The organism is Vibrio sp. D431a, from assembly GCF_030248655.1.
In the GTDB taxonomy this organism is placed as follows: Bacteria; Pseudomonadota; Gammaproteobacteria; order Enterobacterales; family Vibrionaceae; genus Vibrio; species Vibrio alginolyticus.
The window spans coordinates 38,360-51,112 of the sequence record NZ_JAHGAP010000027.1; the positions used below are offsets into that span (position 1 = coordinate 38,360).

10 protein-coding genes are annotated in these 12,753 nt (G+C 43.4%); 3 read left to right on the plus strand and 7 right to left on the minus strand.

The window, feature by feature from the left end; genetic code table 11:
- Window positions 1-4: 4 nt before the first annotated feature.
- Together KJB35_RS21605 and KJB35_RS21610 are read right to left on the minus strand one after the other, a co-directional pair.
- Entirely contained in the window at window positions 5-1,330 is a 1,326-nt protein-coding gene (locus tag KJB35_RS21605; protein ID WP_053307028.1) for a cyclic GMP-AMP synthase DncV-like nucleotidyltransferase, read from the minus strand.
- The gene (locus KJB35_RS21610) at window positions 1,327-2,421 is read right to left on the minus strand and encodes a CBASS cGAMP-activated phospholipase (RefSeq protein ID WP_053307029.1); all 1,095 of its coding nucleotides are present in this window, start codon (window positions 2,419-2,421) and stop codon (window positions 1,327-1,329) included. The genes KJB35_RS21605 and KJB35_RS21610 overlap by 4 nt, the downstream gene beginning before the upstream one ends.
- A 698-nt stretch (window positions 2,422-3,119) precedes the next feature.
- Between KJB35_RS21610 and KJB35_RS21615 the strand changes: the two genes are divergently transcribed.
- A complete protein-coding gene (locus tag KJB35_RS21615) occupies window positions 3,120-3,413 on the plus strand; it encodes a hypothetical protein (RefSeq protein WP_054574412.1) in 294 nt (97 codons plus the stop codon).
- 262 nt (window positions 3,414-3,675) lie between these two features.
- On the opposite strand, the gene KJB35_RS21620 is transcribed toward KJB35_RS21615, so the two are convergent.
- Window positions 3,676-4,086 (minus strand): hypothetical protein, encoded by a 411-nt coding sequence (locus KJB35_RS21620; protein WP_285357440.1) that lies wholly within the window; start codon window positions 4,084-4,086, stop codon window positions 3,676-3,678.
- A 72-nt stretch (window positions 4,087-4,158) separates the two neighbouring features.
- On the opposite strand from KJB35_RS21620, the gene KJB35_RS21625 reads away from it, so the two are divergent.
- A complete protein-coding gene (locus tag KJB35_RS21625) occupies window positions 4,159-5,232 on the plus strand; it encodes an SUMF1/EgtB/PvdO family nonheme iron enzyme (RefSeq protein WP_285357442.1) in 1,074 nt (357 codons plus the stop codon).
- Window positions 5,233-5,265: 33 nt separating this feature from the next.
- Here the strand turns inward: KJB35_RS21625 and KJB35_RS21630 are convergent, their stop codons facing one another.
- The 3 genes from KJB35_RS21630 to tssI are packed head-to-tail and all read right to left on the minus strand — an operon-like array spanning window position 5,266 to window position 10,673.
- Entirely contained in the window at window positions 5,266-7,827 is a 2,562-nt protein-coding gene (locus KJB35_RS21630) for a LysM peptidoglycan-binding domain-containing protein (RefSeq protein WP_285357444.1), read from the minus strand.
- A gap of 12 nt (window positions 7,828-7,839) precedes the next feature.
- Complete coding sequence (locus KJB35_RS21635) at window positions 7,840-8,433, minus strand: DUF4123 domain-containing protein (protein ID WP_065645817.1); 594 nt, start codon at window positions 8,431-8,433, stop codon at window positions 7,840-7,842.
- Window positions 8,415-10,673 carry a type VI secretion system tip protein VgrG gene (gene tssI, locus KJB35_RS21640; RefSeq protein ID WP_285357446.1) on the minus strand — a complete coding sequence of 753 codons (2,259 nt, stop codon included), beginning with the start codon at window positions 10,671-10,673 and terminating at the stop codon, window positions 8,415-8,417. Before tssI ends, KJB35_RS21635 begins: the two co-directional genes overlap by 19 nt.
- Before the next feature lie 412 nt (window positions 10,674-11,085).
- Between tssI and KJB35_RS21645 the strand changes: the two genes are divergently transcribed.
- Window positions 11,086-11,913 (plus strand): restriction endonuclease, encoded by an 828-nt coding sequence (locus KJB35_RS21645; protein ID WP_285357449.1) that lies wholly within the window; start codon window positions 11,086-11,088, stop codon window positions 11,911-11,913.
- A 239-nt stretch (window positions 11,914-12,152) separates the two neighbouring features.
- On the opposite strand, the gene KJB35_RS21650 is transcribed toward KJB35_RS21645, so the two are convergent.
- On the minus strand, window positions 12,153-12,638 hold the full coding sequence (locus KJB35_RS21650; protein WP_285357451.1) for a hypothetical protein: 486 nt from the start codon (window positions 12,636-12,638) through the stop codon (window positions 12,153-12,155).
- Window positions 12,639-12,753 lie beyond the last annotated feature (115 nt).

Genomic DNA, 12,753 nt, shown 5'->3' on the forward strand with positions numbered 1-12,753 from the left:
ATGCTTATCCACTCACCATTGAAGAACTGATTTGTGTAGAAGAGTTTGCTTTGGTTGGTTCCTGACTAAATGCAGGAGCGGCAGCCTTATGCTTAATAAGTTCTGGGTCAAAAACTCGCTCTCCGAAAACTAAAGACAACTTAGATAGAGCATCACTTTTTGATTCAGCTCTTTCTGCTTCTCGTAGTTGTTCGGGTAATAACCTCAACTTGCCAACAATGTCCCGTTCTCTATTAGTATGCTGACTTTCTGGCGGAAACAATGGTCTTTCATCAGTGCTATCTGGACTTTCAACCCCTTTAAGAAACTCTTGGTATAAGTTGTCAGCAACAACCTTCATTGTCTCTCCCATATCTTGAGCGTCAACAAAGTGTTGCTGCAAGACTTCAACCGTTGCAGCCATCAAACTGATGGATGAGGGACCACCTACTTGCCACTGTGCATCACGCCAAGCTTTCATATACCTACATACTTTTCGCAAATGTTTACCTATACGGCGACACTCGCCTTCAAACCAATCTTCAACAATCTTTGGGTCGCTATTCATCCACTTAGCGCTACCAGGTTCTCCATCTCTAAGAGCAAGGTTTACATTTTCAGAGTCTAACTTTTCATACTCGAGATCATCTGCCGAATCTTGTATAAAGCCATATGCTTCCGTCCCTACTGACTCATACATTCCGCGACGATTAAAAGCCTTAAGTACAGCGGCTTCTTTTTCCAAGAACTGTTCTTTTGGGATAGCATACATTGGAACATCAATGTGTGTACGTTCTTGAGGGATTTTTATACGGGCACAAGTTCGTTTGCTATCGAACTCCCAGCCAACATTTTCTTCAACTAATGACATAAGGGACGCGTCAACTAGCAGAGTTAAAAGTTGGTGACCAATCTTTGGCTCTGACTCAAAGAAAGTCATTGGAAGGTAGGTCCCATCATCAATATCCATTTCTTGGCCTGGGTGAAAAGGGCGGTTTAAAGTTCTGTATTTGAAGCTACCCTGAGTCCAAAATCTAGGCTTCAAGGCGGAAAGTTCCTTTAAAGTATCTTTGTCCATTTGACTCAACAAACTACTTGCTTCAGTGATTTGTTGATTAGTAAGATACCGAAGCTTTGTGTTTTGTAGACGTGAGTACAGATATTCACTTTTTTGGCTAAATGCTGCCTGATCTTTGGCGACAGCCCCAATCTCCTCAAAGACATTTGTAATACGCTTCCGGATAGTATTACGAAGATACAAGAGCTTTTCATCTTCTTCTTTACTGAGAAGAAGTTTACCCATTAAGCCATCTTTTCGATTAGTGTAGTAGTGGTGTAGATTCCAATTCATGCTAAAGATCCCTTTTCATTTGAGGTATCAGATGTCACTTTAGATTTAAATGGCTCTGCCGGTCTAGAAAAGATCAGCTTCAGTCGCTTATCTTTTGCAAACTCTTCATTTGCCAACTGCTTGCCTCTAGAAGCTAGGTTGTCTAGTGCTTCAATACTAGAGTTATCAAGTGTAATATCTCCTGCAGCTTCATTTGGGACCCTACTATCTAAGTTAATATAGTTGCCGACGGCACCATGTACACTCAACTCCCTTTCTAGCATAAACTGATGTAAAATTTGATTAGCAGTCATAGTGGTGAGAACTAATCGCTCTCCTAATCCCCACATTCCTACGTAGCCCTTTTTAGCACTCAATATCTTCGGACTAAGTGCATACTCTTCCCCCATAGTCCCAACATTCAGAACATGAATATCTGAGTATGAAGCATCTGGAAAATCAGTTTTCATATCACCAAAAATCTCATGCAAACCTACAAAGCTAGGATTGTTCGCTATTAATCCTCCATCAGCAAAGTATGCTTTAAGGTCATCGCAAAAATATGGTTCGAAATAAGTAGGTGCAGCAGATGTGGCTAGAGCAGCATCCACTAACTTCAAAGGCCCATCACGAGTGAAGTTTGGGCTATGGGGCGTCTTAAAAAACTGAGGACGACCCGTTGATAAGTTGACGGTAGGTATCATCACTCGCCTATTAAGATCGTTAAATGTTGTGTTTTCACCAATCATTTCAATAATGGCTTCTTTCAATGGTTCCGTTTTATAAGTGGCACCAAATGCTTTCTTGATTGTTTTCAGTGAATTATTGAACCATTTATACCGAGGGAATATCTTATCGCCCTTGCTATAAAAAACATCCTTTAGCTCTCGTGCAGATTTTCCCTCGGCTAATCCTAAAGCGAGAAGTCCTCCAATGGATGTACCTGTGATCAGATCAAAGTAGTCACCAATCTTAATCGTCTTCTCGTTTGAAGACTCTTCAAGGATCCGCTCTAATTCAGCTAACACGCTAATAGTAAACAGGCCTCGGACGCCCCCGCCATTGAGGCTTAAGACTCGGACTGCATTTGAGGGAAGGAGGTTGTCGCTCATTTTTTTTCCTTAAATTTGATGTTACTGGAGCGCTTGATAAATGCCATCTGCATTTATAGTATTAACTCCATATATTGACACCTAAACAGTGAGTAAACACAAGATATGGGCATAAAAGGTATTTTTCAATAGCTTGAAAAGGACAAAATGAACGATAATTCCAAAGAGGGAGCTTTCTTGTTAGCATCCGCTAACCCTTGGCCGTAGGAAATGCCTTTTGTTAATATATACAGTGAGCATATTTGTGCATTAATTATCTGAGAATAATTTTGTATTGAATTTATATCGGCGCAGACGGGCCTCATGGATCATCAGGCTTGGTTAGAATTGTATAGACACGATTGTGTGCTTTTCGATACCAAAAGTTATCCACACTGCTCTAATTTAGCAAATTCCCTAACACAAAAATGTCCAGAGATGTGCCAGAACTATCACTGCTGGCACACTTATGCCCCATTATGTGCCAGCGTCAATTGAGTCTGTTCCCTGTTGCTCTGCCTCATGACTGAGTTTTGCTAATACGTTTAACATGTCTACATAAGAAGGATACTTCGCTGAGTAACAATAAAAATTCAGTGACCTTGTTAATTGCTCAGTCGCCTATAGGGCAGCTATAATTTTCAGCTACTACTTAGTTGTTATTTGGTACTGGCTAACATTCAAGTAATGAATAATCTTATCAGCGACAGGAGTTCACAATGAAAGTTTATGGGCAAAAAACGATAGAGGTCGTTGTCGATCGCTATTGTGATATCTGTGGTGCTAGCGTGATGGTCGATTCAAATGGTGTTCAGTTACAAGAAGTTGGTGAACTGACTGCTAACTGGGGATTTGGGTCAAAAATGGACGGTATTAATCACCACCTTGATATGTGTGAAAGTTGTTTTCAAGTTGCATTATCTGCTCTAAAGGAGCATCGCCGAAGCATTGTAATGTTCGATGATGAGCAAGACCTTCCAGATGAAAAATTTGGTCAACAACCTGTTGGCTAAAATCAGACTCGCTTGTTAGTGAAACAAGCCGTTTCCTAATTGTGCAACAGCCTGTTGCACAAATCAGTCAAAATCAAAAATGCCCCAAAATGTGTTTAGAACGCAGTAAAATCTCATAAGAACAATTTGTTCAACAGCCTTTTGACTAAATTCAGGGCATGAAATTCAAGAATCAAACTGTTTCGCAATTGCGCAACAATGGCGTGGTATCTTAAACCTGATTTAAGCACTTAAGTGTTACACAGACTCTCATGATCTTGATTTACAGTATTCGGGGGAATTTCATTTTTCTAACGGTAACTTTTGAGTACGTCATAGAGGATTGCTTAAATGCCTGCTTAAGACGTTTGTTAGCCATCTTTATTTTACTGAGTATACGTTGTTCAATTACTTCTTTCACATCAATCTTTGGCGCATCTTCTGATTCAACTTTTTCCACTTTCAATTCCCAATAACCGATCCCGTATAGGACAAAATCATGCAGTTCTTCGTCCCAATATAAGCGTTTCTGTATGCAATTTAAGCATCTATCCATACAATAGGCAAAGTCACAGGTCATTTGGGGATCGATACGTCTGCTATTGAGATAAAACCTAACAAGGCAGCATGCTTTAGAATTCGCAACAACCAGACTCTTTCCTAAAACAGGAACGCAGTCGTTATAACTAGTCATACAGTGCCTTTGAAACTGTTCTCATCTTTTATTTTTGCGTAAAATATGCACATAAAGTAAAAGGAATGCCAAATGAAAAACAGATGGTTAGGTATGGCTTGCTTGCTTCCCTTATTGGTTGCGTGCAACAGCGAAAGTTCAGCAATTAAGGTGTCTAGCGAGACCGTCTCACAAAAGCAAATAGATACGATAACGTCGAATATCAATAAGCTCTACCCAGAAGCAACTCCAGAGCAAAAGCAGAAAGCGGCAGAAGTGGTGGTTCGAGCAATCGAGGATATGGTGTTCGTTGAAGGAGGAAGCTTCGATATGGGCGATTTCAAGATGGATTGTGATTTCCCAACGAAAACGGAAAACCGCTTAGATTGGTCTCCTGACGTGCAGTGTTTTAACTTTGCAACCAACCTCTCTGGAGCGCAATATTTACACAAAGTAACTCTAGATTCGTATTCGATTTCTAAATATGAAACCAGCTTTTTAGATATGGAATGGATGCGTCAGATAAATGGATTACCTGTAGCTGCGAATAAATGGGAAGGCTACGCACAACTTAAAGATATCGTCCAACGCGACACAGAAGAGTACTCTGAGTTAATGAAATGGCATTATAAAAACCACAAACCGGCTCAAACAAAAGCTTGGCAAGAGAGTAAAGACTATTGCCAGTGGCTTGGGAAAGTTTCGAATTTACCTTTTGATCTTCCCACAGAGGGGCAGTGGGAATATGCCGCACGAAGCGGTGGACAGCATTACTACTATGCGACCAATGATGGCTATCGTTCTCTTGCTGAAGGACAATATTTTGATCCAGACTCAGGTAAATATGTAGATATACTGCCTTCAGAAGTGAATAGCAGTGCGAGTAGTGAAGAGTATATTGGTCAATGGCCTGCAAATCCTTTGGGTATATATGGGATGAGTAATGGTATTCGGGAGTGGGTCAATGATTGGTACGCAAAAGAGTATTACCTAAACTCACCAGAGCACAACCCGAAAGGACCGGAAAATGGTGTTCAAAAGGTTGTTCGAGATGGTGGTGGGATCAAAACTTTTGGTCGCAAAGGACAAGCTATAGAGTCAGATACGTATAGCCCTCTAAGTAGTTTTCGCTGCTCTGTTCAACGGCCACAATCGCTTACAAATTAAAGCTAAACTGGCCCTTGAGGGCCAGTCATCCAGCTAGACGTAAGGGTAAGTGTTATGATCGTTGTTTAGCGAAGCATATTGCTGGTTTACTTGTGACCTCTTACGTGCGAAATCCGTGCTGCTGTATGGAGTAAAAGGAGTACATGCTACTTCAACAGATGAGTTTGTTTCTGCCAAGGTAGTTACCCAGAGATTAAATTGATTCTGCTGTTTTCCATCAAGTATGGCATTAATACGTTGAATGTTTTCAAAGAGAACTCGTTCACCGGCAGCTTTTTTTCCTTTTTCATTCATTCGTGCAAGAATTTCTTCAAACTTATGCCAACTGTAGGTACTTTCCTTGAGTAGTTTACAAATCGCTGCCTCTTGTTTCTCTTCCCAGTTGAATGTGAAAGTCCGAGTTAATGTATCTAGCATTCTGCCTATCGCTTCGGGAAGAAGTTGATCAAAAGGTACTCCACTACGTGCCGAATCGTTCAACACTCTGTCAGCTAACGTAATTGCCTCTGCTTCTAGATCAAGCCTTTCTTGCCTAGCAACCCTAATTTTTTCTATAGTTTCCCCGCCTTTAGCAATGGCCTTTTTTAATGCATCGTGTGGGGCGACAAAACCTTCAGCAAGGGCAAACGCAAAGTAAGTCGCATTCACTAAGTACTCATAAGCATCATCATTGATATTCTTTAGGTGTCGATAGTCTACGTACTGGAGTCCTTGCCAGATTACTTTCACTAAATTCCAGATTTCTTGAGCATTGATAGCAACCGCAAAACCGCCGCCACCGCCTGCCCCCCAAACCAACTTCGCAGATAGTTTTAAAAAAAATTGCCCCCCACGAAGGTAAAGCTCGAAATCTGCGTTATAACCACCACCAACGGAAACATTACCTTCGGTCTGAATTTCAGCCAAAGAGTTAAAGTTTGTGATTTTATCGTTTTCTGGTGCTTTCCATTGAACACCACCTGCAAACTCACCACTTAACTGGCCACCACCAAAAACACTGGCCTTGATGCCTATTTGACCGCCTCCTGCGTTGCCCATGCTCACATGAGGGTCAAACAATATCCCTACATCATCACCAGTTTCCGGTCTTCTGTTACTGATACCTGCTTTTGCTTGAGCAACTACGCCCACAAAACAACCCACTTTCATTTTGGCATTAAAGCGAAAACTGCCAAAGGAGTGTAAGGCTGGCTGACCATTCGCATCGGTGTAATTTAGGCATGGCGTATAACCCGCATCGCTAGGTAAGAAGACTTCTGCCGTAATGGCCGTTTCAAAAGCAGAAAAGCCCGCAGAAGCACCTACACCTAAATCTACGTTTCCTTTCGCATTACCGTGCTCATCCTTCTCAAATGGGTTTAACTCAGCATCGACAGCCGCTTGCATTCCCCAGCGACCAAGTTGCGCCTCAGAACTCACCGCAAACATTGTATTGCCTTCATCGTCGCGTAAGAGTGTATCCGTCGATTTCCATTCAGCAATTTTTCCACCGGGCGCCTGCCACTTCGCAAGGTTAGCTTTAATATCAGGAGCAAGCTTTTTCTGCTCAAGGTCGCTGGTGATATCGTCAGCGATAGCTTTACCAAATTCTTTGATATTTCCCGTACGTAATGCTCGGTTTGCGTTGTTGGTATTAGAGGTGTTTCGCCAACTATTACGAACGGTAGTTTCCTCTTGAAAGAATGCTTCTCGAACATAGGTGTAAACGCCACGATTAATCGAGTACAACTCTCTAACCCCAGTATTTGTTACAATGCCATCCAATGCTCTCTCTTTTACCGCCATTTTTTTAGCATCAACAGGCTTGCCAGAAGAGCTCTCTTTGGTTGGTGGGACTTTGGCCATCTTTTCCCACGTCGCAAGCTCTTTCTTAAGGTTTGGTACGACTGTCGCAGTCAAACGCTCTTTTAGCTCAATGGTTGAATCTTCGGAGCCAAACCAATTTGAGTATTCCTCAATGTAGCGGATACGCTTTTTCAACTCGGTTACTTTAGCGTTAGCCATTCGCTGGTTTTCTAAAGCTTTTTCTCTCTCAGCCTTTTCTTTTCGAGACTGTTCTGCTTTGACACTTGCTGGATTCTTACGGCTGGGATCTGGCAATATGCCTGCGTATATCAGGTCGGCGCATAGGGCTTCTCGCTTTTGCGTATGCTTTTCCAACTCAGCCCATGTTTCTTTGCCCGTTGGAGCTTGATGAACTAGGTCACTGTAGCATTGAAATAACTTCGTCGTTTCTTCGATTTCCTTATCAAGCTTTTCCACCGATTCTTTCGTTAGGCAATAGAATCGGTTCGCTGATTCACCCGTGGCAAAAATGATATCTTCAATTTCCTTTGGTTCACACAAAGGCGGCGCAACAATTGTCCCTTTCTCTTTTGGACACATTTTGGCGATTGGCTCTACCGGAAACTCGACAGGGATAGGCTCTTCCTCTTCCTGACTAGGAAGGATTAACGTATCGCCAACTTGGATTAAATCAGGATTTGGTTGGTACTTGGGGTTTAGTTCTAACAAGATGTTGAAGTTAACACTTTGCTCGATACCGATGCCAATAAGGGTGTCACCGGGTTTAATTACGTAGGTTTTGTTACTCATGAAACGCGTCCATTACCATTGCTGCGCAATGTTTTGCATTGTGCTCAGTTGTTCTTGCGAGAGTGTCCAAGGTTGAATTGACGTAGTAGCCTTATTAGCGTGGAATAAGTTAATACTTAGCCATTGTTTGCTATGCCAATGCAGAGATGAGAGTAAAGGAAACATTTGTCGTCGCTCCTCATCACTTAATGCTGCCATTAAAGGTACTAGAGTTCTGGGCTCATAAAATCGAAACAATGCTTCTCCTTGATTGCGCGATACAAAGAGACGCTGACGCAATGAGGTTGCGACCTCCGAAGAAGAGTAAGATGGCGAACTCCAAACCAAACAACCACAAGGGGTCTGGCTCATCTTAGCTACGCATGCCTGAAGAGCCTCTTCTGATGATCCGATAGAAACTAAGACAGGCCCCTCATTGAGGTGTGATAGACGAGTACCAGCCATCAACGGGATAACCTCGAATGACTCAAGATGCGCCTCCAATTTCTTTTTCCATTCAGGCCAAAGAAGAGGTTCGATAATCGCGTACGCTTGTTGATTCGTAATTAGGTTCGGTTGGGCATTACCTTGAATTCGCCAGTTTGGATTTAGCTGTGTATTTGACATGTTTTACCGCTCCCACAATCACACAGTTCTTGCATTAAGCCACCATCTTCAACAAACCCTTTATAAGCGGCCGGAGACATAACAGGTGGTGTTTTCTTCGCTATAGATAATCCTTTAGGACGCCTTGTAGAAACACTGCTGTTGCCGTTTGCCGCGCCGCCCGGATTGATATCTACTTTTCCACCCGTTGCGGTGACACTACTCGCACCATCAATCGTAATGGAGGTGCCGTTTAAATGGATGTTGCCGCTGCTCTTTAGCACTAAGCTGGATGCGCCAACGAGGAGCTTGATTTCATCCGCAGAGACCACCGCTGTTTCGCCATCAGAGCGGATAGAGGTGTTGCCGTTGACTTCGACACTGAGGTTATTGCCGATGCTATGTGTATCGTCAGCCCCCACATCAATAGAGCGCGATGCCATGATTACCGTGTTTTGGTCTTGCCCTACATCCAATGAATCGTCTTTACCAATCAAAGTTTGACGATTTTCGTCGATGTACAAGTCTCGGTTGTTAGCTATTTTCTCGGATTCGTTGGCGTTGTAAGTAACGTGAACATCTTCATCAACTTGCTCCATAAAGGTTTGCTTAGTGATGGAGGTTTTATGCCCATCAATGACTTCTTTACGGTCGCCTAAAATGTTGTTTTCTTGGTTGTTGCCGACTTTTAACTCTTCATCATTACCGATATCTCGGTAACGGTTATTGAGCACTTTGGTCTTCATGTCTTTTTGAGCACGGAAGTGAACCTCTTCTTGGTCACTCTCATCCTCAAAGTACATTTCGTTGTAACCTTCAGCCTTATGGCTTTGGGTTCTGAAAACGGTGCGCGTTTTGTTTTCTGGTAATGGGTATGGCGGCGTGTGTAGACCGTTGTACACCGCGCCCGTCACTAATGGGCGGTCTGGGTCGCCTTCTAGGAAGGTCACAATCACTTCATGTCCAATGCGAGGTAGATAGACTGCTCCCCAGTTTGGTGCTGCCATTGATTGACTAACACGCAACCAACATGAACTATGTTCATCACTTTGTGCGTAGCGATCCCAATGGAACTGAACTTTGATGCGGCCATATTCATCGGTGTAAATTTCTTCACCCGCAGGACCAACCACAACGGCAGTTTGAGGACCATCAACGACAGGTGACGCCATTTTAGGTGCTCGGAATGTTACGTTTCGTGGTAAGCAGACAAACTGATTGTGATAAGTCGTAGGCTCATCGCTCGATTCTTCTTCGTGTACACGAGGGTTAAAGCCTGTGTGCATCACCGTCAACATGAGATAATCACGGTTGATGTTGGAACGAGGATGTTGGCTGATATCGAAGCTGTAACCTGCGGTGAGACGCATGATATCGCTCGCGGCTTCAATCTGATGACTGTCCACCGTGTATTCGGACATCCACTCTGTTGCACGCTGCTGACCTAATTCTGGCGTTGTGTAACGACCAAGATAGTCGTAGCGCTGCAAATCAAAGTTTGGGCCTTCATCGGCGCTTGTACCTTGCGGAATTTTTGGCGTGAGATAGTTGTAATCGCCGTAACTCACTAACCCAGTACAAGTTCGATGGGTTTGCTCAAGGTCGAAAATATGCTCTCGGTCTGGCGTGCCCCCACCTTGAGTTTGATAAATCACTGGTCCTAGGTAAGAAGCATTGATAGGCGAACTGATAAGCTCTGGTATCGCATCATTGCTATCGACAATGACCATGGAATGTCCAGCGTCGCTATGTTCGAAATAGTACCAAAGCCCGTGCTCTGCCATTAATCGCTGAACAAAGTGCTGGTCATTCTCACGGTATTGAAGAACGTACTCTTTCGCTTCGTATTGCGCTGACAACTCAAAGCGGTAATCTCTCATGCCTGCATCATCAAAGACCTGACGAAGGATGTCCGGAGTGGTTTGCATTTGGAAAATACGACAGTCTTGGCGCTGAGTGAGAAACCAAAGGTGTGGAACCAAGGTAATATGATAGCGCGAGAAGCGGCGACCAGAGCCTAAGTAGCGGAGCTCAGAGATGCTGCCGTTAAACTGACGAGCCGTTCCCACCCCTTGACCAAACAGGCTCAGAACACCCATTTTTCGACTTAAGGCATCAAACGTGATGGTATCGTCATAGGACAATACCGTTAGATTCATTTCAAAGGGAGAAGAGACTGTTTCCGTGACCCGGAAGCTTTCGACTTTAAATGCACCGGAGAATCCAGAAACATCAAATGTGAAGTTTACATCATTAACCATACCATTCGGCTCTCATGACAACGAGGAAATGAGCGGAAAAGGGTTCACCGCCACATGCTAAATAGTCGAACTGTATCAAGCTCTATGATACTCATCACCGTGGTGATTTGACGGGAAAATTGAGCATTCACTAGTGCATTTGGTTGAGTAGGCAGCGAGATTGAATGTCCCAATCTAAAAGTTCACACTTTGCATAGTGATATGAGCGGATTTAGGGCGCCTCTATTAGTTCAGTTTTGTGACGTTGGTCGGAAAAATATTTGGAGTGACACGATCCTTTAAGGAAGTCGCTCTAGAAGAGGTAAAAATTGGAGGCTGTAACGAATTGTTTTATGGATTAATGCTCATCATGATTTGCCTACCCCCCAAACTATGATTGAATACATTTCAGTGCATATTCAAGGAAAGGTTAATGGCAAGGAAAAGTGATGGCATCGTCTGGCATTTGATGGATGCACCGTGGTGGTTAAGTGTGATTTTATCGATAGGTGTGTATGTCGCCCTTTCATACGTATTACCAGAGCTTGCTGCCAGCAGTAACAACTTTGTTTTTAATGCTGTCGCCCCAAATCTTTCCATGTTCGCACCGTATTTTGCGTTGTTGTTTTTCATTCCCCCGCCGATTGCTTTTTTTAAACAATTTCAGAGAAGGCAGAGGTATCGGGCGACCACCTCACATATTCGCTCGAAACAAGCAACCACGCCATTCCACCAATTAAGCTGGCTAGAGTTTGAATCCTATGTCGGCGAGTACTTTAAGCATCAAGGCTATACGGTGAAGCAGTCTTTTTCACAAAAGCCTGACGGCGGCATTGATATTTGGTTGACGAAAGATGGTGAATTGACCCTAGTGCAATGTAAACACTGGAAGGCTAAGAAAGTTGGCATTCAAGTACTTCGAGAAATGTACGGTGTCATGATAGAGCACCACGCAAGCAAAATGATTATCGTCACGTCAGGAGACTTTACATCGGAAGCCATTGCTTACGCACAAGATAAACGCCTGTGGTTGGTCAACGGCTCAGAGTTGGTTCATATAATTGAGGATGGACGGAGCTTTGAAAATAAACCACCAAAGCCAACGAGCGACGCGAAACCGGTACCGAAAGTGTGTCCAAACTGTCAGTCTATCCTTGTAAAACGAGTGGCGAAACGAGGAGTAAATACGGGGAAAGCATTCTATGGCTGCACTTCGTTTCCAACGTGTCGATACACGATTGATTATTCAAAGCCTAATTAGCGTGTTTTGCTGAAAAATAAAAATGGGATAAATGCAACCTGTGGGCGGCTTTTCACATCCTTGTACGTCCCTATAGCTGTACTCAATGCTCTCACTTTAACCCACAGCTCAAAAAGCCGCATCGCTAGTTTAAGAGGCTTCTAGAGCACCAACAAGTGGGGGTTGTCGTCATACTTTGAAGTTATAGCGAGCCTCCCAAAACAGGGATAGGCTACTGATAATTCGAGGGATAACGTTTGTTATCTTGGTTTGGCTATTTTGTTACTTTCGGTCGCTTGCCGCAATACTTGCCAAATGTCGGGTAGGCGGTGACCTAGCCTTTGTAACGTCATCACAATTTGAGACTGGTGATGCTCATCCGTTGGAGCGCCATGACCAAAGCGTAACTCTTTACAATGCTGAGCTTGTGCTAGATGGTCAAAATCAGCCGTCAACTCTAACAAGGCTTTTTCTACTTGCCGGTAGTTAAAGCAACCGGTCGACAAGGTTTGCGCGATGATGCTCAGCCCTAAGTGCATCGACATCATTTTTTTTAGCTCGCGCCGAATATCGGCACTATCATCAATGCGGTACTGCTCGTAGAAGGGTACTAAGTGCGGATATATGTGCGATGGCTTTAGATTTGACATTAGACGCTGGCGCACGACTAAGGACGAGGCATTAGGATGGCGCTCTAAAATATGTTCGATGCGACGCTGTAATTGTGCATCATTGAGTTTTCCCATCTCTTCCCAACGTTGAGCATTCAGATAGCATCATTTTGCCATATTGCGTCTCAAGCTTGATCAAGTATTTTGAGAGTTGTGTCGTATAATTAGGGCATTCATCGTCATAACACAG

Bases quoted from the DNA above. Each gene is read 5' to 3' on its own strand.
- KJB35_RS21620 (WP_285357440.1), bottom strand. From the start codon at position 4,086: ATGACTAGTTATAACGACTGCGTTCCTGTTTTAGGAAAGAGTCTGGTT.
- tssI (WP_285357446.1), bottom strand. From the start codon at position 10,673: ATGGTTAATGATGTAAACTTCACATTTGATGTTTCTGGATTCTCCGGT.
- KJB35_RS21610 (WP_053307029.1), bottom strand. From the start codon at position 2,421: ATGAGCGACAACCTCCTTCCCTCAAATGCAGTCCGAGTCTTAAGCCTC.
- KJB35_RS21645 (WP_285357449.1), top strand. From the start codon at position 11,086: ATGGCAAGGAAAAGTGATGGCATCGTCTGGCATTTGATGGATGCACCG.
- KJB35_RS21650 (WP_285357451.1), bottom strand. From the start codon at position 12,638: ATGGGAAAACTCAATGATGCACAATTACAGCGTCGCATCGAACATATT.
- KJB35_RS21625 (WP_285357442.1), top strand. From the start codon at position 4,159: ATGAAAAACAGATGGTTAGGTATGGCTTGCTTGCTTCCCTTATTGGTT.
- KJB35_RS21635 (WP_065645817.1), bottom strand. From the start codon at position 8,433: ATGTCAAATACACAGCTAAATCCAAACTGGCGAATTCAAGGTAATGCC.
- KJB35_RS21615 (WP_054574412.1), top strand. From the start codon at position 3,120: ATGAAAGTTTATGGGCAAAAAACGATAGAGGTCGTTGTCGATCGCTAT.
- KJB35_RS21630 (WP_285357444.1), bottom strand. From the start codon at position 7,827: ATGAGTAACAAAACCTACGTAATTAAACCCGGTGACACCCTTATTGGC.
- KJB35_RS21605 (WP_053307028.1), bottom strand. From the start codon at position 1,330: ATGAATTGGAATCTACACCACTACTACACTAATCGAAAAGATGGCTTA.